25 protein-coding genes are annotated in these 22,405 nt (G+C 54.7%); 10 read left to right on the forward strand and 15 right to left on the reverse strand.

All coding sequences use genetic code 11. The annotated features are described in order from the left end of the window. Nucleotides 1-11 precede the first annotated feature (11 nt). A protein-coding gene (locus FXO11_RS01425) for an IS3 family transposase (RefSeq protein WP_148861230.1) occupies nucleotides 12-1,192 on the forward strand; the annotation gives its coding sequence in 2 pieces (ribosomal slippage) (nucleotides 12-308 and nucleotides 311-1,192; 1,179 coding nt in all). Nucleotides 1,193-1,298: 106 nt separating this feature from the next. After that, on the forward strand, nucleotides 1,299-1,835 hold the full coding sequence (locus FXO11_RS01430; RefSeq protein ID WP_148861231.1) for a hypothetical protein: 537 nt from the start codon (nucleotides 1,299-1,301) through the stop codon (nucleotides 1,833-1,835). A 567-nt stretch (nucleotides 1,836-2,402) separates the two neighbouring features. On the opposite strand, the gene FXO11_RS01435 is transcribed toward FXO11_RS01430, so the two are convergent. Together FXO11_RS01435 and FXO11_RS01440 are read right to left on the reverse strand one after the other, a co-directional pair. After that, the gene (locus tag FXO11_RS01435; RefSeq protein WP_148861232.1) at nucleotides 2,403-2,657 is read right to left on the reverse strand and encodes a Txe/YoeB family addiction module toxin; all 255 of its coding nucleotides are present in this window, start codon (nucleotides 2,655-2,657) and stop codon (nucleotides 2,403-2,405) included. Then, on the reverse strand, nucleotides 2,654-2,905 hold the full coding sequence (locus FXO11_RS01440; RefSeq protein WP_068998414.1) for a type II toxin-antitoxin system Phd/YefM family antitoxin: 252 nt from the start codon (nucleotides 2,903-2,905) through the stop codon (nucleotides 2,654-2,656). The genes FXO11_RS01435 and FXO11_RS01440 overlap by 4 nt, the downstream gene beginning before the upstream one ends. A gap of 220 nt (nucleotides 2,906-3,125) precedes the next feature. On the opposite strand from FXO11_RS01440, the gene FXO11_RS01445 reads away from it, so the two are divergent. From FXO11_RS01445 to FXO11_RS01455, 3 genes are all read left to right on the forward strand, one after another. Next, nucleotides 3,126-3,458, forward strand: coding sequence for a hypothetical protein (locus FXO11_RS01445; protein WP_148861233.1), 333 nt, complete (start codon nucleotides 3,126-3,128; stop codon nucleotides 3,456-3,458). 217 nt (nucleotides 3,459-3,675) lie between these two features. Further along, complete coding sequence (locus FXO11_RS01450; protein WP_009722422.1) at nucleotides 3,676-3,918, forward strand: type II toxin-antitoxin system Phd/YefM family antitoxin; 243 nt, start codon at nucleotides 3,676-3,678, stop codon at nucleotides 3,916-3,918. Further along, nucleotides 3,915-4,178, forward strand: coding sequence for a Txe/YoeB family addiction module toxin (locus FXO11_RS01455; RefSeq protein WP_148861234.1), 264 nt, complete (start codon nucleotides 3,915-3,917; stop codon nucleotides 4,176-4,178). Before FXO11_RS01450 ends, FXO11_RS01455 begins: the two co-directional genes overlap by 4 nt. Nucleotides 4,179-4,327: 149 nt before the next feature. On the opposite strand, the gene FXO11_RS01460 is transcribed toward FXO11_RS01455, so the two are convergent. From FXO11_RS01460 to FXO11_RS01470, 3 genes are all read right to left on the reverse strand, one after another. Further along, nucleotides 4,328-4,969: a glutathione S-transferase family protein gene (locus FXO11_RS01460; protein ID WP_148861235.1), complete on the reverse strand. Its 642-nt coding sequence runs from the start codon at nucleotides 4,967-4,969 to the stop codon at nucleotides 4,328-4,330. A 228-nt stretch (nucleotides 4,970-5,197) separates the two neighbouring features. After that, a complete protein-coding gene (locus tag FXO11_RS01465) occupies nucleotides 5,198-5,470 on the reverse strand; it encodes a Txe/YoeB family addiction module toxin (protein WP_148861236.1) in 273 nt (90 codons plus the stop codon). 14 nt (nucleotides 5,471-5,484) lie between these two features. After that, nucleotides 5,485-6,669, reverse strand: coding sequence for an ADP-ribosylglycohydrolase family protein (locus tag FXO11_RS01470; RefSeq protein WP_148861237.1), 1,185 nt, complete (start codon nucleotides 6,667-6,669; stop codon nucleotides 5,485-5,487). Between the two features lie 398 nt (nucleotides 6,670-7,067). Between FXO11_RS01470 and FXO11_RS01475 the strand changes: the two genes are divergently transcribed. Next, nucleotides 7,068-7,913 carry a DMT family transporter gene (locus FXO11_RS01475; protein WP_227546008.1) on the forward strand — a complete coding sequence of 282 codons (846 nt, stop codon included), beginning with the start codon at nucleotides 7,068-7,070 and terminating at the stop codon, nucleotides 7,911-7,913. Between the two features lie 80 nt (nucleotides 7,914-7,993). Here FXO11_RS01475 and FXO11_RS01480 read toward each other — a convergent pair whose 3' ends face one another. From FXO11_RS01480 to FXO11_RS01500, 5 genes are all read right to left on the reverse strand, one after another. Beyond that, nucleotides 7,994-8,692 carry an ABC transporter ATP-binding protein gene (locus FXO11_RS01480; protein ID WP_148861239.1) on the reverse strand — a complete coding sequence of 233 codons (699 nt, stop codon included), beginning with the start codon at nucleotides 8,690-8,692 and terminating at the stop codon, nucleotides 7,994-7,996. Then, nucleotides 8,692-9,447 (reverse strand): ABC transporter ATP-binding protein, encoded by a 756-nt coding sequence (locus tag FXO11_RS01485; RefSeq protein ID WP_148861240.1) that lies wholly within the window; start codon nucleotides 9,445-9,447, stop codon nucleotides 8,692-8,694. Before FXO11_RS01485 ends, FXO11_RS01480 begins: the two co-directional genes overlap by 1 nt. Further along, nucleotides 9,444-10,751, reverse strand: coding sequence for a branched-chain amino acid ABC transporter permease (locus tag FXO11_RS01490; protein WP_148861241.1), 1,308 nt, complete (start codon nucleotides 10,749-10,751; stop codon nucleotides 9,444-9,446). Before FXO11_RS01490 ends, FXO11_RS01485 begins: the two co-directional genes overlap by 4 nt. Next, nucleotides 10,748-11,692 (reverse strand): branched-chain amino acid ABC transporter permease, encoded by a 945-nt coding sequence (locus tag FXO11_RS01495; protein ID WP_202980267.1) that lies wholly within the window; start codon nucleotides 11,690-11,692, stop codon nucleotides 10,748-10,750. The genes FXO11_RS01490 and FXO11_RS01495 overlap by 4 nt, the downstream gene beginning before the upstream one ends. 70 nt (nucleotides 11,693-11,762) lie before the next feature. Then, on the reverse strand, nucleotides 11,763-13,016 hold the full coding sequence (locus tag FXO11_RS01500) for a branched-chain amino acid ABC transporter substrate-binding protein (protein WP_202980268.1): 1,254 nt from the start codon (nucleotides 13,014-13,016) through the stop codon (nucleotides 11,763-11,765). 510 nt (nucleotides 13,017-13,526) lie between these two features. Here FXO11_RS01500 and FXO11_RS01505 point away from each other — a divergent pair. Next, complete coding sequence (locus FXO11_RS01505) at nucleotides 13,527-14,186, forward strand: hypothetical protein (protein WP_148861242.1); 660 nt, start codon at nucleotides 13,527-13,529, stop codon at nucleotides 14,184-14,186. Between the two features lie 327 nt (nucleotides 14,187-14,513). Here the strand turns inward: FXO11_RS01505 and FXO11_RS01510 are convergent, their stop codons facing one another. The 5 genes from FXO11_RS01510 to FXO11_RS01530 form a co-directional block, all read right to left on the reverse strand. Next, the gene (locus tag FXO11_RS01510; protein WP_227546117.1) at nucleotides 14,514-14,849 is read right to left on the reverse strand and encodes a thioredoxin family protein; all 336 of its coding nucleotides are present in this window, start codon (nucleotides 14,847-14,849) and stop codon (nucleotides 14,514-14,516) included. A 129-nt stretch (nucleotides 14,850-14,978) separates the two neighbouring features. Beyond that, complete coding sequence (locus tag FXO11_RS01515; protein ID WP_148861244.1) at nucleotides 14,979-15,989, reverse strand: DUF3618 domain-containing protein; 1,011 nt, start codon at nucleotides 15,987-15,989, stop codon at nucleotides 14,979-14,981. Then, nucleotides 15,986-16,441: a phage holin family protein gene (locus tag FXO11_RS01520; RefSeq protein ID WP_148861245.1), complete on the reverse strand. Its 456-nt coding sequence runs from the start codon at nucleotides 16,439-16,441 to the stop codon at nucleotides 15,986-15,988. The genes FXO11_RS01515 and FXO11_RS01520 overlap by 4 nt, the downstream gene beginning before the upstream one ends. Nucleotides 16,442-16,507: 66 nt before the next feature. Beyond that, nucleotides 16,508-16,945 (reverse strand): hypothetical protein, encoded by a 438-nt coding sequence (locus FXO11_RS01525; RefSeq protein WP_148861246.1) that lies wholly within the window; start codon nucleotides 16,943-16,945, stop codon nucleotides 16,508-16,510. 268 nt (nucleotides 16,946-17,213) lie between these two features. Further along, a complete protein-coding gene (locus FXO11_RS01530) occupies nucleotides 17,214-18,236 on the reverse strand; it encodes a sugar-transfer associated ATP-grasp domain-containing protein (protein ID WP_148861247.1) in 1,023 nt (340 codons plus the stop codon). Nucleotides 18,237-18,631: 395 nt separating this feature from the next. Here FXO11_RS01530 and FXO11_RS01535 point away from each other — a divergent pair. The 3 genes from FXO11_RS01535 to FXO11_RS01545 all read left to right on the forward strand — a co-directional run bounded on the left by FXO11_RS01535 (nucleotide 18,632) and on the right by FXO11_RS01545 (nucleotide 22,316). Further along, nucleotides 18,632-19,719, forward strand: a protein-coding gene (locus tag FXO11_RS01535) for an IS3 family transposase (RefSeq protein WP_148861248.1) whose coding sequence is annotated in 2 segments (ribosomal slippage) — nucleotides 18,632-18,893 and nucleotides 18,893-19,719 — 1,089 coding nt in all. Because the reading frame shifts where the segments join, the coding sequence is not laid out codon by codon here. 89 nt (nucleotides 19,720-19,808) lie between these two features. Next, on the forward strand, nucleotides 19,809-20,021 hold the full coding sequence (locus FXO11_RS01540; RefSeq protein WP_148861249.1) for a hypothetical protein: 213 nt from the start codon (nucleotides 19,809-19,811) through the stop codon (nucleotides 20,019-20,021). Nucleotides 20,022-20,186: 165 nt separating this feature from the next. Continuing rightward, nucleotides 20,187-22,316, forward strand: a complete 2,130-nt coding sequence (locus FXO11_RS01545; RefSeq protein WP_148861250.1) for a TonB-dependent receptor — start codon at nucleotides 20,187-20,189, stop codon at nucleotides 22,314-22,316. Nucleotides 22,317-22,405: the final 89 nt, after the last annotated feature.

The raw sequence follows: 22,405 nt of genomic DNA on the forward strand, positions 1-22,405 counted from the left end.
GGGGAAGACCGATGCCAGAAATGATCACGGGGAAGAAAACCCAGCAGTACAGCACTGAGTTCAAAGTCAAAGCGGTGGAGTGGAGCCACCAGGCCCACCGGAGCGTCAAGGGCGTCGCGGAAGCGCTGGATATTCATCCCTTCATGCTGTCACGCTGGCGAAAGGAATACCGTGAGGGAAAGTTCGCCATGAAGCGTGTCAAGAAAGCACCCGCCCAAGCCAAGCAGCAAATCAAAGAGCAAGATGAGATCAACCGCCTGAAGCGCCAGATCGCCGAGCTTCGGGAGGAAAACGACATCCTAAAAAAGTTTCAACGCTTTCAAGCCGAGGAACGACGGAAGCGTTCCGGTTCGTCTGGAAACACCGACGGGAACACGGAGTAAAGGCGCTGTGCCGCCACCTGAATATCTCGCGGTCTGGCTACTATGCCTGGATAAACCGCGAACCCAGCCAGAGAGCGGCTGAGAATGCCGACTTGCTGTTCAAGATTCGTCGTACCTACAGTGCCAGCAGCGGGCGTTATGGCAGCCCTCGCGTGTATCAGGCTTTGCGCCGTGAAGGTGTTGAGGTCGGCGAGAACCGGGTGGCTCGCCTGATGCGGGAATGGGGTATGAGGGCGCGTGTATCGCGTGTCTATCGGCAAATGACCAAGCGCCGAGACGCAGCTAAAACGCTCCCGAACTACCGTCTGGAGGAGGCCAAGCCGAAGGCGATCAACCAGCACTGGAGCAGTGATGTCACCTACATCAAGCTGGGGCGGAAATACGTGTTCCTAGCGGTTGTGCTGGATCTGTTCTCGCGTCGCATCGTCAGTTGGCGACTGGGTGAAAACCTGAATGCTGACTTCTCTCGCGCGACGCTCCGAGAGGCCTTCAAGACAAGAGAACCAGCACCCGGCTTGTTGTTCCACACGGACCGGGGCATTGAATACCGAGCCCGCAAGACGCAGGCGCTCCTGAAACGGCATCAGGTCCGTCACAGCATGAATCGACCGGGACAATGCACCGATAATGCCGAGGTCGAATCCTTCTTCAAAACGTTGAAGGGAGAATTGCTACAGGCGACCAGCTTTGTGACGTTGAGGCAGTTACGAAAGCATATAAATAACTATATTGAAGTCTTTTACAATCGCCAACGGCTGCACAGTGGCCTGGGCTACCGGACTCCGCTAGAGTTCGAGGAAATCAATTGAAGGGGCGTGTCCGATTTATTGGGGGAAGTCCACTAATTTTCCGCTGCCGCTCCAAATTGGCGGCTTATTCAAGGCGTTATGCATCAACTAAAGAAGGGTTCGCAGTGTGCCTGAACCAGCATCAATAATTTCTGTCATCGCTTCAGTTGTGAGTGCTGCTGGTGGTGCTATTGCGTGTATTGCTGCTTTTAAGTCCGCAGGGCACGCTAAGAGAGCTTTTGAAGAAAGCCAAAAGGCGGACAAAAGGTTCGCTCTCCGACAGCTTTCGCTCACCGCCCATCAAATTGTCGTAGAGGTAGATCGCATAAAGTGGCTGGCTCAAGGTCTCACAGCAGCTTATAAAGCATTGGCTGTGTTCAATAATGCGACTGGTAACTCTCGGGTTCCTCTGATGACCAACGAGGTAGCTAAGAAAGTTAGGGTCGCGGAGCAGTTGGGAGAGAAAGCCAAACCTTTTGTAGATGTAAAAACGGCACTACTAAATGGGCCGCTCGAAGAAATTAGCGACCGAGAAATAGCAATGACTCAGTATCTAACTGAAGCAATAGCGTTGAGAGGGAAGATCGAAATAGAACTTGCTGATATTCAAGCTAAAAATGCTACCCATCAAGAAATTGCTATACGGAACGCCAATGGCCAGTAGCATAACCAATAGTTCCAGTACGTTCCGGGCCTAACGGCCCTCCACCGGACGCCCTTTTCTCCGCTTCGCTACAAAAAGGTCGCCGCTGAACAAAAGCGTTATAAATCAGGGAGTAGCCATCAATGGAGTGGCGCAAGGACGATTACCTAATCACTGACGATAATTCCAAGGTGCAACTGGATATCGTCCCCGCTTGCTTGAAAAAGCGCGGGGTCAGATACCGTCTTGAAGTGCAAGCTGTTGCATCGGTATCCGTGCATCGAAAGGCTTGTTTGAACAGACTACTCCGTAGATGAGATGAACGAGCTTTCTCATGCTTGCCCCAACGATGGCTTTGGGCGCCAGGCCTCTCTCCCGCAAGCGAGCAGCCATAACGCGCACGACAGGGTTGCGATTATAAAGCGCGGGGTCAAGTCTTGCCTTTTGCCTCATACTACTACCTTTGCCTCTAGCCGCGGGCAAAAGGCAAGATCTGACCCTGTGCAATGTGTGCAATGTGACCAAATTTGGAAATGAGATATTAGTCGCCGAGATATTGGTCTTGGGGGCTCATATGCAAATGTTAAATCAGTAGTGATACCGGAGCTGGGCGATAAGCAAAGCGTCATCCGTGACTTTGTAAACTATTCGGTGTTCTTCGTTGATCCGGCGTGACCAGTACCCGGCAAGGCTGTGTTTGAGGGGCTCCGGTTTACCGACACCTTCAAACGGTTCTCGCGTGGTCTCTTTGATTAGCTTGTTGATTCGGTTAAGGATCTTTTTGTCGGTTTTCTGCCAGTACAGATAGTCTTCCCAGGCGTTCTCGGAGAAGATGAGTTTCATTCAAGAAGTTCCTTTTCTTGACCACCGTCTTGTTCCAGTTCGGCAACGGATTCCAGCAACCGCCGAGCGTTTTTTGGTGCGCGCAGAAGGTATGCAGTTTCTTGCAGCGCTTCGTAGTCCTCAAGGGAGATCATTACTACGGACGGCGACTTGCTTCGGGTTATGATCACAGGGGAATGGTCCTCACAGACCTGTTCCATGGTTTTTGCTAGATTGGTTCTAGCGGCTGTGTAGCTAATGGCATCCATAAGGTTGCTCCTGTACAGGATGTTGACCATGGTCAGGATACCGTACGTCAAGGGATTTAACAATCGGCTGCCCATTACCATTGGCGTTAAAGTTAGGGAGAAGTAGCGTAAGAAACCGGGAGAGATTTATTTTCCGGCCTGCTAAGTTCTAGAAATAGGCCGGGATAAGTCGAAAATAATTCTGTTCCGGTTTTTCCTTATAAGCATTAGGGAAATCCGAATGATCAACAAGGCAGTTTTAGTTCTTTTGTTTTTATTATCAGGATCTGCTCTCGCAGAGGAAAAACCGCCTGAGCTTTGGTCCTGGTTTAAAGACTTGAACAAATCCAAGGAAGCGTGCGAGATACAAAGCTCATATGCACTGCAAGTCATAGGGCTTGAAAATCAGGTTGAGAATGAGTACGGAATATACGGGAATGTAAAATCAAATCGTGTCGTTGTTAAATGTATAGAAATATCACCTACCCAAAGCAAGCTCATGGTTGCAGTTGCTGGCTCCAATAGGGATTCAGTAGAGCTTGTGAGAAATAAAATTGTTGATTCAATTCAGTAATACTTAAAAGGTCACCCACCCTAAGCCATTCCGTCAGCGCCTGCTGCGATGCTACCCGCAGGGCCAGAATTAATCACAAAATATTAGCTCTAACACCTTTTTTGCTCATTCTCCGCTTCGCTCCAAAAAGGGCGCCGGTTTAAGCAAGGCGTTCGTGTTGACGTACGTACCCAAAGGCGTACACTTGTTTAAAAGTTAAACACGTACGAGGTGCGTCATGACCGGAATCACAGCAACTGAGGCGCGCAGCAACCTTTATCGGTTGATTGATGAAACTGCCGAGTCCCATCAGCCAATCGTCATTATGGGTAAGCGGAACAAAGCCGTCTTGGTATCCGAAGAAGACTGGTCGGCCATTCAGGAAACACTCTACCTGCTCTCCGTACCCGGTATGCGGGAGTCTATTCGTGAGGGAATGGATACCTCTGTGGATGAATGCGATGAGGAGCTGGACTGGTGACATGGAAGTTGGTTTACACCAAACAAGCCCAGAAAGATGCAAAAAAGCTGGCCTCCAGCGGCCTCAAACCACAAGCCCAGGAACTGTTAGCGCTGATAACGGAAGATCCTTATCGCAAGCCACCCCCGTTTGAGAAGCTCATCGGTGATCTTGTGGGGGCCTATTCACGCCGCATCAATATTCAGCATCGTCTGGTCTACCAAGTGATCGAGGACGAGCGAGTGGTGAAAGTCCTCCGGCTCTGGAGCCACTACGAATAAAGGAACCTCTCAAAGGACACCCACCCTAAGCAGGAAAAATACAAGCCATTCCGTCAGAGCCTGCTGCGCCGCCACCCGCAGGGCCAAAGCTGCCCATAAAATATTCGCTTTGACACCTTTTTACTCCTCCGTACCACAACTAGTGACCATCAGGGCCGAAACGAACGCGCCTCTTCACACAGTTGTTTGAAAGCTGGCCTTTTACTCAGACGATTGAACCAAGCGGAGAGGGCTGGCCATCGAGTGGACTCTATATCGATTCCGGCAAGGAAGAGATTAGACATATGACCGCCTAGGGTGATGTCCGCAAACGTAAAATCGGTTCCGGCAAACCATTGTTCACCCGATTCTTCCAGTTGTGATTCAAGGTAGTCGAAAACGGGCGGCATCTTTTGATTTATTGATGCCTGTACCACCGTTTCGTCGGACGCTTTGCCAAATCGCACGGGCTTGATGACACGTTCTAGCAATGGCTCAAACACCGCTGCAGACAGATCTTCATCCGCATATTTATCCTGAGTGATGATTCGCGCAAACTGCTGTGGATCCTTGTAAGGGATCAGCTCGCTTTCATACCGTCGTGCCAGATAGTGGCAGATCGCCGATGAGTCCCAGAGGTAAAGCGATCCATCAACCAACGCCGGGATGCGTCCCAACGGGCTGGCCCGGCGAAATGCGGCCAGATCGCTACCCGGCACGACCAGTTCCCGGTCAATCTTTAGCTCCATTTCATAAATCATGAACAGTGTTTTGCGAACAAACGGGGACAGGGGGACGCCATAGAGCAGCATCAGATTCGTTCCTTCTTTGTTTAATCGTCGGGCGGCTTAACCTGTTCGATCACCAGTAGTTTTTGCCAGTCTGATGATTCGATAGTCAGGCACTCCTTAAATTACTTAAATGGTACCTACTCCAAGGCCGGCCAAATAAATCAACGCACCCGCCGACGTCGGATGAACAAAAGAACAGCTGAAAAGGTGGGTAGGAACGGCTCAGAATTTGGTTTTTATACAGCGTCGTTAGGACAGGTCATAGTGCCCTCCAATGGCGGAAATATAAATAGTGGTATCGTCAAACCGGTATATAAGCCTGTCCTTCTGTGAAATGCGCCTTGACCAAAGGCCTGATAGCTTATGTTTGAGCGGTTCGGTTTTGCCGGTGCCAGTTGATGGATTCTCAGAGCGAAGCATTTCTTTCAGCAGTTTGCAGAGAGCTTTGCGCTGCTTCTTGTCTTTCTCTCGCATCTTTTCATATGCTTCCCAAGTGCCGCCCTCAAATATCAGTGATCTCATTCATCTGCTCTATCCTAGTCCCTACCGTGGTAGGCAACGAGCACCTCCACATCGGCAAAGATGCCGGCAGCGTCGGTCACTCTGGCGAGCCAGCTCAGCGGCATGCCTAGCGGGTGTCCGACGCCGTGTATCGCCGCCATGGCTGGCCCGATGAGCCAGGCTCGGCCACAGGAATCACCTCCGCATTGAATATTCGCTCTGATGGCCTCGGTGTAGGACTGAGCCCGACTGATGATGTGGAAAATCACGGGCATGGCCTCCTGGAGATAGCAGGTACGGCCGAACGTGTCTCCGGCTTTTATTGCATCAAGGGGATTGTCGGCGATAGCGGTTGCCAAGATTTTCTGGTCCGGCGCTTCTTGAATGGCGGTGTTCATTGCCTCAGACAGGGAGGCGCCAAGGAAAAGGCTTTCCAGAAGGCGCGCCGCGCAGCGCCCCCAGGCAACCGCTTCATCGTTATGATTGGTGACGCGAACGGCTGCTTCGACCTGCTCCAGCAAATTATTCTGGCCCGCGTAACAGGCAACCAGCGGCGGCAGCTTGGAGACGGCTGGCAGCTGCATATCATCAGCGCCACTCGCTAAGGTTAAGTGCCGGTCAATGGTCTCGGCCAAAACGACCCCCGCATCCTGTATCCGGGGGTCCTGATAGGTAAGGTTGATGGCCTCGCGCACCGGTGTCGCTAACTCATCGCCGCTGAGCCGGCGAGCATACGGCATCACTTTCTGAACCAGTACGCGCTTTTGCTTTTCCGTGAGCTCCGTTTCGATTGACGAGTAGGCGATATCAATTGCTTTTTGTTCAGCGGCGACCAAGTTATTCAGGGTGCCCCGGGTCGGGTTATCGATAAAGCCCTGCCAGCGACCACCAGGCCCAAAACAGTTCACAAAGCGGCGCTGGTAATCGCGGATATCCAGTTCGCCCCGGCCAGCGAGAAGGCTGTCGGTGAGCACCCGGGTGGCGGTGCCGTAATGGCTCATGTCACCGATGTTCTTGCCGTCATGGGCGAAGAAGCCGAACACGTCTTTGAAATAGTCTGCTCGGGGCGGGAGAAACTCCGGTGAATCGCCGCCCACGTCGCGTATGCGGTGACTATCGTAGAGCCAGTGGAGCCCCAGGCTCGCGACGTCCGCCACGTAGCCGCCAGCCAAAGCCGCGGTCACCCGCGCACGATAGTTTTCGGGTGATTTTTTAGTCATGGTGTTAACCAGATCCTTAGCTGCGACTATGCGTAGCGTTTAAGAAGACAGCCCACGTATGCCCTAGCGTAACAATCGGCGCTTCATCCCGCAGTACACGCGCAAAAAATCCGTGTGCTTATGATTAGGTTTGACAATCGGGTGTGATAATCAGGGCCAGAACGATTTAATGGTGAGCAGTTGGATCATGAGGCCTACCGTATGGTTTGGGCTTTCGTACTGAGCAAATAACTTTTCCCGGTTCCTAGCTTATGCTGTTTGTATGCCTGCCCGTTGCGTGGCACTGTCCGGGAAAGTGTTCCTTGGCGAGAGGGCACTCTGCGTAGATTTTTCATGCAGTGACGAGCGTCGGTGTGACGACTAAGGAAGATAAGGTGGCTCGATGGAGCGGAGCGCTGGTGGCCTTGGCCGCTTTTTGCTGGGGAATCTCGGGGGGCATCGGCGGCATTCTGATGGGGCGGGACTGGGATCCTTTTGTCGTGTCCTTCTACCGGGGCGCGGTTGGCCTGTTGATCGTGCTATGTTGGCTTGGTTTGCGGCCTCGCGGAAGCGGTTTGGGGAATCGTCGCTTATGGTTCTGGTCGGTTGTCGCCGGTCTCGGCGTGGCAGGCAATTTTACTTTCTACTTCCTTAGTATTTCTCACGGCAGTCTTGCGGTCGCGGCAACGCTTATGTACTGCGCCCCGGTCTTTGTCTATCTTGTATCGTTTGCCCTGAAGCTTGAACAGCCCAGCCTCTTTAAATGGGCTGCCGTGTGCATGGTCATGCTGGGTATCGTCTTGCTGACCGGGCTCTACGAGGTCGATGCGGGCAAGGTGTCGCCGATAAGCCTCGTAACGGGGCTGTTAGCCGGTCTCTCCTACGCCGTTTTTATTTTTGGCTTCAAATATGCGAGCCCGCAGGGTAGTCCGCAATCTATTCTGGTACTCGCGTTTGCGGTACTGGTTCTGCTTCTCCTGTGGCCGAGCGACCTTGCGCAAATAATTAGCGTGCCCGGGTCGCAGGATCTACCCCTGTTTGCCACCCTTGGCTTGGTTGGAGCTGGATTTTCCTTTTTCGTCTACATCGTTGGCCTTAAGCAGACTTCACCCGCGGTTGCATCGATCGTCGCTATGCTTGAGCCGGTTACCGCTTCTCTTTTTGGTGTGTCGCTTCTGGGCGAAAGCCTGGACGCCCTTCAGCTTATTGGGATGGCTATCATTCTGGTGACTGTATCTGCTATGGGGTTTGCTCGCGAAAAGTGATGATGAACAGAACGTGTTAAGGGTGGTAAGAGCCAGTACCTACCGTCATGGTAGGTACCCTGATGCACTAATCTACAACGTTAGACCTCCAGCCACTCCTTGCGGATCTCGGGGCTGTTTTGCAGCGACTCCGGCGTCCCGTCGAACACAATTTTACCTTCGCCCATGACGTAAACCCGGTGGGAAATCTGCAGGGCGATGCTGAGCTTTTGTTCCACCAGCAGGACGGCAATGCCCGCTGCAGCGATCTCCTCGAGGATGGCCGCGACGTCGGCGACGACTTTGGGCGCCAGGCCCTCGGTGGGCTCGTCGACCATGATGCAGCGGGGATCGCCCATCAGGGTGCGGAACATGGTCAGCATCTGCTGTTCGCCGCCGGAAAGGACTTCGGCGGGGGTATGTTCCCGTTCCCTGAGCCTGGGGAAGCGTTTGTAGACGGCATCCAGCGTCCACTGGGTACCCGTCTGGCCCCGGCGCTTCATGCCCAGTTCGAGATTCTGGGCCACTGTCAGGCCAGGGAAGATCGCCCGGTCCTCGGGCACGTAGCCTACTCCGGCATGCGCGACCTGGTGGGGAGATAAACCCGCGAGCTGTTTGCCTTCCATCTTGATATCGCCCTTGGGCGGGACTAGCCCCATGACGGATTTGCACAAGGTCGAGCGTCCTACACCGTTGCGGCCGAGCAGGCTGACAATCTCGCCAGCCTTGACCTCCATGTTCACACCCCGGAGCACGTGGCTCTTGCCGTAATAAGCGTGCAAGTCTCGTATCTGCAGCATCAATGAACCTCCGTGCCGAGATAGGCTTCCTGGACCGCTGCGTTGGCGCGGATGGCTTCGGGGGTATCCGTCGCGATGATCTCGCCATAGACCAATACGGAGATACGATCCGCCAGTTCGAAAACGACACCCAGGTCATGCTCGACCAGCACCAGGGTGCAGTCGGTGGTGATTTTGCGGATGAGATTCACCACAGCGTCGGCTTCGTGGCGGCTCATGCCGGCGGTAGGCTCATCCAGCAGGATGACTTTCGCGCCCGACGCAATAGTGGCGCCTATTTCCAGGGCACGCTGTTCGGCATAGGTCAGCAGCGAAGCCGGGACATCGGCGCGGTGCTGCAAGTTGAGCCGCAGCATCAATTCCTCGGCCCGATCGGTGACGGCTTTTTGGGATAGCACGTTCTTCCAGAAAGCATACTTGTGCCCGGCGGCCCATAGCAGGGAGCAGCGCAGATTCTGCATAACTGTCATGTTCTGGAACAGGTTGGTCACCTGAAAGCTCCGGCTCAGGCCTTTGCGGTTAACCTGATGCGGCGGCAGGTTGCTGATCGTTTCGCCAAAGAGCTTGATGGAGCCCCCCGATACCTGCAGCCGGCCGCTGATGAGGTTGAACAGCGTGGATTTGCCGGCGCCGTTGGGGCCTATCACCACATGTCGCTCGTTCTCCTGGATGTCCAGGTTGACGCCGCGGATGATCTCGGCGCGGCCAAAGTTCTTATGAACGTTTTCCAGATTCAAGGCAGTACGGCTTGTCATTGCTCACCTCCAGAAGACTTTGCGCTCGTTTTCCGGTGGAGCCGGGGCCGGGCATGGGCGGTCATCAGGGCTAGCCCAGCAGCCAGGATCCCCAACGAGACAATCCACGGCAGGGCGTTGGTGGCGGTCACGGATACACCCATCAGGTTCAGTGGGGCGCTGGGGTCCCAACTGCCGAAATAGTGATAGGCGAGCTCGACCGTGCAGACCAGCCCGAAAACGGCGATAAGCGCCGTGGCTAACAGGTACAGGCGGAGCAGGGTGGTGCCTTTCCACTGGCCGGCCCGGATGGCAACGACTTGCTGATGAAGGAGCCCGAACAGACCCTGGGGCGCAAACATCACCACGGCGATAAACATCAAACCGAAATAAAGGACCCATGCCTCCGTATACGAGGACAGTGAGGTTTCCAGGAACGTGACCAGAACGGCGCCGAACACCGGCCCGAAGAAGTAGCCGATGCCACCCAGGTAAGTGGCTAGCAGCACCTGGCCCGAGACGATCTGGCCTACCGTTTCGTCGGTAATGATCTCGTCCGCCAGAATGAACAACCCACCCGCCAATCCGGCAAAGAACGCTGAAAGCGAGAACTGGATGAACCGCACCATCTGGGGGTTGTAGCCAACGAACTGCGCCCGCTCGGGGTTGTCCCGCACGGCGTTGGCCATCCAGCCCAGAGGCGTCCTGCGTAGCGCGAACATGGCAATGGCCGAGATGAGCGCCCAGCCCACAATCAGGTAGTAGATGTTCTCGCTTGGGCCATAGTCGACGCCAAACAGTGAAGGTGCTTCTACCCGGTTACCGAAAAGGCCGCCTTCGCCGCCGAAAAAGTCGGTGAACATCAGGGCGCTGGAGTGAACCAGAGCGCCAATGCCCAGGGTAATCATGGCAAACACCACGCCCGCCCGCCGGGTCGAGACTGCGCCGAAGACGATGCCGAACCCGAGCCCCGAAAAGGCGCCCACGAGCGGCAGCAATTCCAGGGGCAGGCCCGTACCGGCGTCGTTGATCATCCGTAGAACGTGCATGGTGCAGAAGCCGCCGAGGCCAAAATACACGGCGTGGCCAAAAGACAGCAGACCGGTATTGCCCAGCAGCATGTTGTAGGAGAGGGCGAAGACGACCAGGATGCCCATCTGGCTCAGCATGTCGATGGAATGGCCCGACGTGAAAACCTGAGGTAACACCAGGGCTGTCAGGACGACCACGGCCCAGGGCCAGAACCTACCGAGCCGGAGACGTGGCCGGGTGCCCTCTGTCGCCGTGGGTTTCGTGCTTTTATCGCGTTGTTGTAGTGCACTCATGCTTCACGTTTCCCCATCAATCCGCGTGGACGGAAAATCAGCGTCAGTACCAGCAGCAGGAACGGTAGGACTGGGGCCAGCCGCAAGGAATCCATGTACCAGAGGGTCGAGAAGAAACTTTCCCGTGAGACTTCGATGCCGCTGAAAAGACCTGCGAGGGAGAAGTCGACGGAGAGTGCGAGGGTCTGAAGTACGCCAATGACGATAGATGCGATCAGAGCGCCGGGCACCGATCCCAGCCCGCCCAGTACCACGACCACGAAGACGATCGGTCCCATCAGGAACGCCATGCCCGGCTCGGTGACCAGATGAATGCCGCCCACGACGCCACCCAGCCCGGCCAGGGCACAGCCAATGGCGAACACCCACATGAACACCTGAGGCACATTGTGGCCGAGAGCCGACACCATGTCGGGGCGAGACAGGGAGCCCTGGATGATCAATCCCGCACGGGTTTTCTTGAGCAGGATATATAGCGCCACGAACATCACGACGGACACTGCAAGGATAAAGACCTTGAAGGCGGGGTAGTCGATGCCGAACATCGTAAACAGGGTGAAATCGAGGGATTCAGGCATCCGGTAAGGCACCGGCACCGTGCCCCAGAACAGGCTGACCAGTTCGTCGATCACATAGGCCAGACCGAAGGTAAAGAGTAACTCAGGCACATGCCCGTGTTGGTGAACGTGGCGTAGCCCGAACCGCTCGACGGCTGCGCCGATCATGCCCACCAGGATGGGTGCGAGAAATAGCGCTGCCCAGAACCCGGTCACCAGCCCAACAGTATAGGCAAAATACGCCCCGAGCATATAGAAACTGGCATGGGCAAAGTTGAGGACACCCATCATGCCAAAGATAAGCGTGAGGCCACTGGACAGCATGAACAGCAACATGCCGTACAGGAGGCCGTTTAACAGAGAGAATGCAATGGTTTCCAGCATCTGAATCCCCGGCCTTGAATCATCTGGGAGGCCGGTGGCGCACCGACGCCACCGGACATACGTCTACAGATCAGGGACGCTGCATGTCGCAGGTCGTCGGGACGGTGGCCTGCTCGGCGGGGATCTTGGCCAGCGTGCGGAAGCCGAGACCGGAATTATCGGCGTCATACTTGGCGTCCGAGTCCATGACAGAGACGTACATGGGCTGGATCATCTGATGGTCTTTTTCCCGCAGGGTGATGGTGCCTGTCGGGGACTCGAACGTCATACCTTCCAAAGCCTTGGCAACAGGCACCGCGTCGGTAGAGCCGGCCTCTTCGATGGCAGCCTTAAGCATGTACATCTGGTTATAGATCTGGTGGTAGTACCAGTCGATCTCAGGGTGACGCTCTTTGAAGTCGGTGAACCACGTCTCGTAGTCGGACAGGTTGTCGTCCACGTTGACGTCGGCATGCCAGACGGTGATCTGATGCAGTGAATCCTCACCGCGCTCGCCTACCGCGGCCGGCGTACCCAGGCCGCCGCCGTAGTAGGTGTAGAAGTCGACGTCGAGCCCGGCATTGTCAGCGGCGCGAACCAGCAAGGACAGGTCGTTGCCCCAGTTGCCGCTGATAACGGAGTCGGCGCCGGATTGCTTGATGCGGGCGACATAGGGAGAAAAGTCACGCACCTGGCCAATCGGATGCAGCACATCGCCGACAATCTCGATATCGGACCGCTTCTCCTTGAGCATTTTCTTGGCCAGTTCCGAGATGACATGGCCATGGGAATAATCCTGGTTGATCAGAAAAACCTTCTTGATGTCTTTCTGGTCGGCCATGTAGTTGGTCAGGGCTTCCAGCTTGATATCGCTGCTGGCGTCGAAGCGGAAGTGATAGAAGCTGCACTGGTCGTTGGTCAGGGCCGGGTCGACGGCCGCGTAGTTGAGAAAGAGAACCCGGTTGTCTTTGTTGCGGCGGTTATTGCGGTCTACGGCTTGGATAAGCGCTCCGGCCACGTTAGAGCCGTTGCCCTGGGTCACGAAAGGAATGCCTTCGTCGATGGCCCGCTGCAGAAGCTGGGTCGACTCGGACGCGCTTTGCTTGTTGTCCATGGGCACGATTTCGAACTTGCGACCCATGACGCCACCGTCCTGGTTGATCATATCGGCGGCGAAGCGGAAGTGCTTTAGACCCGCATCGCCAACGTTGGCGAAGGCGCCTGAAAGTGGTTCGATATAGGCGATTCGGACAGGATCTTCCGATTGCTGGGCGCTGGCTGTCAGTGAGAAGGATAGAGCGAGCAGTGCGCCGGCGACGATGCCGGGCTTGTTACGACTTGGCATTATTGTTCTCCTCAATCTTCATGGCCCACAGGATTGCGGCCTTTTTATAGTTGTTACGACTTTCGGAGTTCTAAGGCAGAGCGACTATCGGGCCGGATGACGTTTTTTCCTCGGCCAGAGCGCAGTGAATCGATCCTGGCCGCTTTTGAAACTGAACGGCCAAACCGACCCTATCAGTTATAGATCGAGTGCTCGTTCTATTCAATGCGCGGTTATGTATTTTTTAATACGGTATGTGGTTTCGTTATCGTTACACTGAGGGAATATTATTCCGCATAGCGAAATAGTTTCGGTTGGCGAAATGTATACACTCACTGGATGCCAGAGGGCAGCACCTGATCGAACTGAAAACCACTGAGAAACACTGAGAAAAACTGAGAAAACGCTTCTGATGTGTACACACCCGGCCAAGCCGCTTTGGAAACGTTGCGGCGGCTTCAAAAGAGGGGTACACAGTTAATGAATGAGAGATGTACTCGCTTCTTCGTAAGCTCTAATAAGGAATCCGCCATGGAAAGGATGAAATCGCTCGCACGTTACGTTCTAGGCCCAATCAGCTCCTACGGGATCATAGCGGCTCTGCCCGATGGAAAGCTGAGAGGTCTGATGGGGGTCTATTGGCATGAATACGTGAAGACCTGGGTATTTCGCGGTTTTTTGGGGCTTCTCATCGGTTACGGCTGCAGTCTACTTCTCTCTAACCAGTACTATTTGGAAGCCGCCAAACAGATGATGGCGCCGCTGTTCTGGAACATTGTCGTGGTGATTGGCTTATTCTTCGCCCTCTTCGGCATCCTCGCACACATTATAAAGGTGACGCCGCTCTCGGCGTACTTCATGAAATCGTCAAGGGCCATCATGAGTTTCGCGTCCCAAGTTGGCGCTCTCGGCTTTGGCGCAGTCTTGGGACTACTATGCGTTGCCGCGTTGCAGTCTGGAATGAACGAATTCTTCGACTATTTAAAGTCGTTCGTCGGTGTCGCCTTCCTCATCATTATGTTCATTCTGAACCTGATCGTCTGGTGGGTTGCTTACTGTTTGCGGGATGACACGCCACAGCCCGACTACTTTGTCTACGTTGGAGAGCACAAAGGGCTTCTATTTATCATGTGCCTGTTGATGATCGTTTTATTGATGATGACATCGGCGTTGGCTGGACTGGGGGCCTGACGAACGTCTGAATAACGCTAATGGGAGGTTGTACGCCCGCCGCTTTGAGTTGTGTGCGGGCTCTAGTGTGCCGTGCGGTTAATTCGCTGACCTACTGCGAGCTTCTGAAGGCTTTGGGCAAGGCGCTGGTCTGAAGGCATGGTGGTTCCATGTCGAAGAGCAGCAACGCCGATCAAAAGCCTTCAGAAGCTCGCCCGCAGGGAGGCCCTGAGAGTCTGGCTAGCGGCGTTGCAGCGACTCGATGTGGGCCGCCACCCCTTCGCCGCCGCGCCTTGCTTTCCAGATTCTCAGGACCTCAGTAGGACAGCGAATTAACCGCACGGCACACTAGGGCGACTTAATCTGCAAAAGAGCCCGGGTAATCTCTTCACTCGTTCCCGGGCGTACCAATCGCATCATTTCTTTGCCGTCATGCATGAATATAAGTGTGGGCCAGAGTTTGACGCCGAACGTCCGGCCTAGGCGCCGACCCTTGCCGTCTTCGATTTTGAGATGGCGAACGGATGGGTGTTCCGACTGATGCTCCTTAAAGGCTTCGGCAATCAAAGGCTGAGCTGCCTGGCAATGGCCACACCACCCGGTACCGAACTCCACCACCAGCGGACCGGATGTTTGATCTATTGTTTCGCGGATTGGCGCATCGGCAGTGTAGGATTTGGCCACGGTCATATCTGACTCCATTCTATAAAGACGATTCCCGAATCACCACTGTCCCTGATTGAGCGGACACAGTAAAACACCCGTCAGCTCGGCTGACAGGTGTTCGTTTATTTTCGAGTATCTACCCAGGCGTTACCGGCGGCTATTCGGCGGGTTGGCGTCAGGATGGTTCGAGGACGCCGTCGATTCTCCTAAAGGATTGCCATGTTTCGGACCGGAAGTGTCTTTGCTGGCAAATCCGGGAGGGCCACTTGCCCCCGCTGGCGGGGCATTTGGAGACGGGGTATTTGGAGGCACAGAGCGGCTCTGACTGGGAGAGCCGGTGGGCGGCATCACCGTATCGCTATGTCCAGCGGTGGCTTCGCGCCGCGCAGTCGAATCGGTGTCGGCGTGTTGTGGCTGCAGATTTTCCTTCATCTTGCCTTCTGCCTGCTCCTTGAAGCCTTCAGCCTTCTGTTTCAGGCCTTGGGTTTGCTCATCGCTGGTTTCACCCATTACGCGGTCTTCTACGGGGGTGCGGGGGAGCAAGGCGCCCAGTGCAGCGCCTGCCGCTATCGCGAGAGCACCGACAACCAGGGGCTGCTCCTGGAGCAGGTGGTTGTAGTTATCCCGTGCCGAACGGAAACCCGAGCGTGCGCTCTCTACGGTCCGGCGGCTGGCGTCGCTCGCACGATCCCTCAGTTCGCTGGCGCCATCTGCAATCTGGTGTCCGCGGTCCCGCGCGCCCTCTTTTGCCCCTTGGATGGAGGATTGGGCACGATCGGTGGCAGCTGTCAGCTTGTCTTTCGTTGCCCCGGCTTTTTGGGAGACCGACGTGCCTGACGACGGGGATGATGTTGACGTATGGGACGCACGGGCGGGCGGCTGCTTGGATGAAGCCATCAGCCAGGTCAGGCTGATCCCGGCCAGAATTAGCGGTATCGGATTGTTCTGGATCTGGTTGGAAAGATTGTGCACGAACGCACTGTCACCCGAGTTGCGGAATTTGGATACCGCCTGATTCACCATTTCTCCCGGTGAAAAGCGGTTCATCAGTTCGTCAACGGTGTGCTCAAAATCGGCCCGTACGTCATCCGCTTCCTGCTGCAGCTGTTCAGGTCGCTTATGCAGATCTTCCTGAAAGTGTTCTCTGGCTGTGCTCATGAGCTGACTCCTCTAACCGTCGCTCGGTCCTTGTGCATCTCTTCCAAAGTGTGGTCAGGCCGGAAGCTCGACGCCTGGAATTTTTTCTTGCCGGCCTGCACCATAATCAACCCGATGACGGTGGCAACTGCACCGACAATGAGGGCCGCCAGCCAGGCTTGCATGACCTCGGCCAAGCCGAGGGTCGCAGCGGCAAGCAGGAAAATAAAACCGGAATTGAGCACCACCGAACCGCTCACCAAGCCAGCCATGCCTTTCTTGGTGTCGTTGACCGAGGTGCTGACTTCCGAAGCGGCAAGTGCCAGTTCTTTCCGGAGCAAGAGCGCTACGTCGTCGGCTAAGTGTTTAATCAGACCATAAAACTTCGTCCGCTCGTCCTGCTTCGATTGATCTTCCGGAGCGGTATAGGCCGTCTTCGGCCCGGTGAATTCGTTCTGGGCTGTATCAGCCATAATGACATCCTCGTTTTTGACAAGAATAGCCACCCTGAGGGGTGGCAAGGCGCAGCTATCTATAGATTATCGTGGCCCACGTGATGTGGAGGCGGAGGCCTTAAAAAACCGGCTCAACAGCAGCCCGGCACCGATGCTTCCAAGCACAAAAAGTCCGGGGTTGCGACGGGCGAGTCCGGTAATCTCCTGAAGCAGCTCTTCAGTGTTGCGGCCCTCAAGCCGATGAGCAAAGTCAGACAAGCCAGACGCTATCGATGATGTCGTCTGTGCCAAAGTCTGCTGCCCCTGTTCGTTCAGGGATTCTGCCGCCTTATTCAGCGCTGCCGCACCGTCACTTACCGCGCGTGACGCGGTCTGTTTTCCGTGTTCGGCCTCTAAGGTAGCGCGGTCCCGCGCAGCGTCCTTGGCTTCTTGCGCCGAGTCGCTGGTGTCATGTTTGGTACCGGTCTGCCAAGAAGATGACTGGCCGTCAGAAGACCCAAAATTGGGGTTTTGTGGTTCCATTGATTATTCTCCCTTGCGTCACCCGAATGAGTGACAAATCGACGTTATCTTTGGATGGGGCAGTTGCAGCAACCGTGCCATTCCAAGAGAACGTCGAATAGAGTTTCTATTCAAGGGCTTACGGAGTCAGTCCTGAGGCGGGCATCATGGCGGTCGGTAATATTTTCCACTGAATCGGAAAAAATTACACAGTTCCAGGGTGACTTTATATGCTGGGTGGGGGGCGGGCTTAATAGTGTATCTTAAAGCGTCATATTTGTGGTTGTTATTACTTGGCTTCAAGGCTTAAAGCGCGCTCGATTTGCTGAATTCTAGAGTCACTCAATACTCGCCATTGGTGGAGCCGCTCTCGAAAAGCTTCAGAAATTAATAAGGGCTTATGGACCTGAATTAAGTTGGGGTTCGCTATATGAGCATTCCCCTCAATCACCATAGCTCCAGTGGGCGATACGTAGATGTCCCAGCCGGCATAATTTAAGCTGTAAAAATGATCAGCAAGCTTCAAAGCCAGAGATTTAACAGACTCCCAGTAGGGTATTGTGACCCCCGTAAGCATTGCGTTTGAGACTGGATGGTGATCGTGAAAGATAGTCTGATAGAACCCCGGATTTGACACCCCGCGTCCTAGTTTTCCACTATCGAGATCGATGCCGCACGAAATGCCACCTTTACTAAAGTTATCGATAGGACTATTTGACCGGCCTCCAAAACGATGTGCCGCACCGACCACCTGGGTCTTTCCAGCTGAATCTTTAATGGTAAAAACGCGAATAGTGTTAATTGAATCTGGAAATATTTGCCGTGCATAATCGTGGGCGGTCGCCTGGCGCTCAATGAGATACGACCCCTCTTTTGGAATGTCAGCGTGTCGTTCAATAACGCAGCAACCTAATCCACCGGCGCCGGAAATAGGCTTCAGAAATAAACTACGGTTATCATCAAATAGCTCGGCTGGCGTCCGATAACTTGAGAATGAACAAAACCTTCCATTGTCGATCGTACCGAGTAAGCCTGGCGTGTAATTATCAAGTCCTGCTTGACGTAGCATTAAGTTAAAAAAGACTTTGTTTTTTAACGGTTCCTGCGAGCTGGGCGAATTAATCAACGGAAACCCAAATTCAATTTCCCAATCCGTCAGGAATAAGGATTTGTCGTACTGATCAAATGGATAGAATTGCCTTCGCTTGGAAAAAAAGCCCTGTTTCAACATCCCTAGGTCGCGTTCCGGACTTTGTCTGCGGTCCATTTCCAAGAAACGTCGTACGTTCCGGTATTTTTGTCTAATGCCCACCGACCCAATTCCTTATGTCGTCAAAACAAAATCCATGGTTGGGTTGTTCATGGCGTAAAAAAAAGCGAGTTGCTCTGCTGTTGTAGCAAATAGCTACGGTTGAGAGTTACGAAAAAATACATCTTCATGATAAAAATTCCAACTCACAATGTGAGGTTAATTTAGTTTTCGTTCGGGGCATTCATTTTTAAGCATCGATATTTTTGGGGGTTAACGATTTTCTATCGGCAAATCGGACTGCATAGCATGCAGTGCCAAAATAAATTTATTGATCACTCTGCTCGTCGAGACATAGCCCTGCTGATGGTACTGATGCGGTACTGAGGTAATCCCCCCGAAAACTAGCGGTGCTCAAAAGTAGAATTTTCCGTAAGCTACCCGCAGGGAGATTCTGCATGAAGAAGTCACGTTTTTCCGACAGCCAAATCCTGTCGATTTTGAAGCAGGCCGAGAACGGTGTTCCGGTTCCAGAGCTTTGTCGTGAGCACGGCATGAGCAGTGCCAGCTTCTACAAATGGCGCGCTAAGTTCGGTGGTATGGATGCGTCCATGATGGCCCGATTGAAGGAGTTGGAGGACGAGAATCGTCGGCTCAAGAAAATGTACGCCGAGGAACGGCTCAAATCGGACATCCTCAAGGAAGCCATCGAAAAAAAGTGGTGAAGCCGTCTCGTCGTCGGGAGATGGCGCAGAAAGCCGTTAATGAGAAGCGCGTCAGTATTCGCCTGGCTTGTTCGATATTCAGTATCAGCGAAACCTGCTACCGCTATCAGGCCAAGCTCAGCAGCGAGAATGCCGAGATTGCGGACTGGTTGGTCCGGTTGACCCACAACCAGCGGAACTGGGGCTTTGGTCTGTGCTTCCTGCATCTGCGCAACGTGAAAGGCTTTGCCTGGAATCACAAACGGGTCTATCGAATTTATCGGGAGCTGGAGCTGAATCTGCGGATCAAGCCCAAGAAGCGTCTGGTCCGAGAGAAACCGGAGCCGTTAGCTGTACCGGAAGTCATCAACGACAGTTGGTCCATGGACTTCATGCATGACCAGCTTAGCGACGGTCGCAGTTACCGGTTGCTGAACGTCATCGATGACTTCAACCGCGAAGGGCTCGGTATTGAGGTCGACTTCTCGTTGCCGGCGGAGCGTGTTATCCGATCACTTGAGCAGATCATCGAGTGGCGCGGGAAACCGCGCTCGATTCGCTGTGACAATGGTCCCGAGTACATCAGCGGCAAACTGGTTGCATGGGCGGAGAAGCAGAACATCAAGCTGGCGTTTATCCAACCGGGAAAACCCCAGCAGAATGCCTACATCGAACGCTACAATCGAACCGTGCGTTACGACTGGCTGGCGCAGTATCTGTTTAATAGCACCGAAGCCGTTCAGGATTACGCTACGCGCTGGCTCTGGCACTACAATAACGAGCGCCCGAATATGGGACTCGGAGGGATAACCCCTCAACAGAAGTTGGCCATGACGGCCTGAGGTCTACTTTTGAACCCCGCTAAAAACGGGGGGATTACCCTGACGCCGCTGTTTACGCTGCTTTACGACATAGAGCCGCGAACCCGTACTTGGATAATCTGGGTGGAGGCATCAGTGCGCTCTACAGCGCAGCGACGGCGGTAACCATGATGGTGTCGGGCATGCTGGCCGGCGATACGCGCGCGCCGGTAATCATCACGTTTAACGGGTTTGCCTGTGTCGGCGTTCCGGTAGCCGGGTTAGCGGGATGCTACTGGGGGGATCGGGTTATGGGGCGTGTTCGCCGGTTTTGTCGCCGATGAAGTGGCCAAAGCTCTGATCATATCTGCGGCGCGTGCTATAGCCGTACGAATAATCGCTATTTGCAGTTGTTAATAAGAATAATTAACATCTGCACCTCTTCCGCGATCCAGACTGTTGGGCCGCTGGTTGGTTTGCGAACCCCCATACAAGGAATTCGATAAAAAATGACTGCTGTCCCCAAGCGACTCCAGCTTTTGCTGGCGCCGGCGTTTTTCGGTGCTGTTTTTCCCATTTCCGCCTTTTCCGATGTCAGGGGTGCCCGCGATGCGACCACTGAGTTGGCTCCCTTAGTCGTTTCTGCGACCCGCAACAAAAGTGTGGAAGGCGAAACGCCCCAGAAGGTTACCGTCATTACCCGGGAGCAAATCGAACAGCAACTGGCGATCACGAACGATCCGGGACAGGTCCTGAGCAACCTGATTCCCTCTTACTCACCGGGCCGGCAGAAACTGTCGAATGCCGGTGAAACCTTCCGTGGCCGGTCGGCGCTGTTCTTGATCGATGGGGTGCCCCAGTCCAATCCGATAAGGGACAGTGCCCGTGACAGCTACACCATCGATCTGAGCATGGTCGAGCGCATCGAGGTTATCCATGGTGCCAGCGCTGAGCACGGACTTGGAGCGACAGGCGGGATCATCAACTTTGTGACCAAGCGGCCGTCCGGCGAAACATTGAATCAGTCTGCAAACATCAAACTGATCTCGGACGACGATTTTCAATCGGACGGCCAGGGCTACAAGGCGCATTATGAAGCCAGCGGCCAGCGCGGGCAGTGGGATTACCTGGCCGGCGCAACCTTCCAGGAACGCGGTGTCTTTTACGATGGCAACGACGAGCGCATCGGGGTGGCCTATCCCGGCGAGTTGCAGAACTCGACCAGTTACGACCTGATGGCCAAGCTGGGTTACTGGATCGACGGCGACCAGAACATCGAATTCATGGTCAATCGATTCGATCTTGAGGGCAATGGCGACTATGTTCCCGTTGCAGGCGACCGGGATGCCGGTATCCCTACCACGGCAGAGAGGGGCGATCCCGATGGCGATCCCGGCTACAACGAGGTGACCACCGCAAGTCTTTCATACGCCCATGGCAACTGGTTGGGCAATCAGGTGGATGCCAAGCTATACAGTCAGACGTTCCGGGCGCAGTTCGCGACCACACCGTTTTTTCCCTACGACGACGGCAACGGCAACACCCTGTACGACCAGACCCGCAATGAATCCGATAAGATCGGTGGTAAGTTCACGCTGGTCCGGGACGGGCTGTTCAACGACCGGCTCACCATGACCACGGGCGTCGATCTGTTGCAGGATCAGACCAAGCAGGTTCTGGTGCATACCGGTCGCACCTATGTGCCGGAATCGACCTTCCGTAACTACGCTGCGTTCCTGCAGGGCGATCTGGCCATCACCGACGCTCTGACCCTGCAAGGCGGCACGCGCTACGAATACGCGGAGCTGGAGGTGGATACTTATCAGACGATCGACCGGAGCAACGTCACCCAGGATAACGTTACGGTCGAAGGGGGTAACCCGGACTTTGACGAAACCCTGTTCAACTTTGGCGTGGTCTACGACCTGACCGGTTGGGCGCAGCTCTACGGCAACTATTCGGAAGGTTTCGGTATGCCGGATGTGGGCCGGGTTCTGCGGGGCATTGGTGATCCGGGACAGGACGTCGATACGCTCCTGACGCTGCAGCCCATCGTTACCGACAACCGGGAAGTGGGTGTCCGTTTCAATTGGGAACGCTATCAACTGGAGGTCAGCTACTACGAATCCGATTCGGATTACGGCGAACGGCTGACCGAGGTGAACGGTGTCTGGGTGGGTAGCCGGGAAAAAACCGAGATCCAGGGTGTGGAAGTCAGCGGCGCCATGGATGTCACCGACGCCCATCGCTTGACCCTGAGCTATACCCACGCGGAAGGCGAATCGGATACCGATGGCGATGGCAATGTCGACACAGACTTAACCGGTATCAACATCGCACCGGATACGTTCCGTCTGGGATGGAACGCGGCCTGGACAGCGGGCCTGACCACCCGCCTGCAGGCGGCGCATTACCTGGATCGCGATACCGACAATGCCGAGCTGGACTTTGACGGCTACACCCTGCTGGATGCCGCCGTCGCCTATCGTCTGCCGGTGGGGAACGTCAGCTTGGGCATCGAGAATCTCACCGACGAAGATTACTTTACCTACTATTCGCAAGCCGCGCGGGTGAGTGACGAGTACTACTTCAAGGGCCGGGGCCGCACGGTCACCCTGGGTTACGCCGTCGACTTTTGATGGACGAACGCTTTCTTGATCGGCGAAAGCGTTAGGAATGCCTGCCCGAGTCCTTCGGGCAGGCATTCTCTGCACCAGCGCCCGTAGAT

The organism is Marinobacter fonticola (assembly GCF_008122265.1).
Lineage (GTDB): Bacteria > Pseudomonadota > Gammaproteobacteria > Pseudomonadales > Oleiphilaceae > Marinobacter_A > Marinobacter_A fonticola.

Bases quoted from the DNA above. Each gene is read 5' to 3' on its own strand.
- FXO11_RS01460 (WP_148861235.1), bottom strand. From the start codon at position 4,969: ATGCTGCTCTATGGCGTCCCCCTGTCCCCGTTTGTTCGCAAAACACTG.
- FXO11_RS01445 (WP_148861233.1), top strand. From the start codon at position 3,126: ATGATCAACAAGGCAGTTTTAGTTCTTTTGTTTTTATTATCAGGATCT.
- FXO11_RS01495 (WP_202980267.1), bottom strand. From the start codon at position 11,692: ATGCTGGAAACCATTGCATTCTCTCTGTTAAACGGCCTCCTGTACGGC.
- FXO11_RS01450 (WP_009722422.1), top strand. From the start codon at position 3,676: ATGACCGGAATCACAGCAACTGAGGCGCGCAGCAACCTTTATCGGTTG.
- FXO11_RS01520 (WP_148861245.1), bottom strand. From the start codon at position 16,441: ATGGCTGATACAGCCCAGAACGAATTCACCGGGCCGAAGACGGCCTAT.
- FXO11_RS01440 (WP_068998414.1), bottom strand. From the start codon at position 2,905: ATGGATGCCATTAGCTACACAGCCGCTAGAACCAATCTAGCAAAAACC.
- FXO11_RS01545 (WP_148861250.1), top strand. From the start codon at position 20,187: ATGACTGCTGTCCCCAAGCGACTCCAGCTTTTGCTGGCGCCGGCGTTT.
- FXO11_RS01500 (WP_202980268.1), bottom strand. From the start codon at position 13,016: ATGCCAAGTCGTAACAAGCCCGGCATCGTCGCCGGCGCACTGCTCGCT.
- FXO11_RS01435 (WP_148861232.1), bottom strand. From the start codon at position 2,657: ATGAAACTCATCTTCTCCGAGAACGCCTGGGAAGACTATCTGTACTGG.
- FXO11_RS01470 (WP_148861237.1), bottom strand. From the start codon at position 6,669: ATGACTAAAAAATCACCCGAAAACTATCGTGCGCGGGTGACCGCGGCT.
- FXO11_RS01515 (WP_148861244.1), bottom strand. From the start codon at position 15,989: ATGAGCACAGCCAGAGAACACTTTCAGGAAGATCTGCATAAGCGACCT.
- FXO11_RS01465 (WP_148861236.1), bottom strand. From the start codon at position 5,470: ATGAGATCACTGATATTTGAGGGCGGCACTTGGGAAGCATATGAAAAG.
- FXO11_RS01525 (WP_148861246.1), bottom strand. From the start codon at position 16,945: ATGGAACCACAAAACCCCAATTTTGGGTCTTCTGACGGCCAGTCATCT.
- FXO11_RS01490 (WP_148861241.1), bottom strand. From the start codon at position 10,751: ATGAGTGCACTACAACAACGCGATAAAAGCACGAAACCCACGGCGACA.
- FXO11_RS01485 (WP_148861240.1), bottom strand. From the start codon at position 9,447: ATGACAAGCCGTACTGCCTTGAATCTGGAAAACGTTCATAAGAACTTT.
- FXO11_RS01480 (WP_148861239.1), bottom strand. From the start codon at position 8,692: ATGCTGCAGATACGAGACTTGCACGCTTATTACGGCAAGAGCCACGTG.
- FXO11_RS01505 (WP_148861242.1), top strand. From the start codon at position 13,527: ATGGAAAGGATGAAATCGCTCGCACGTTACGTTCTAGGCCCAATCAGC.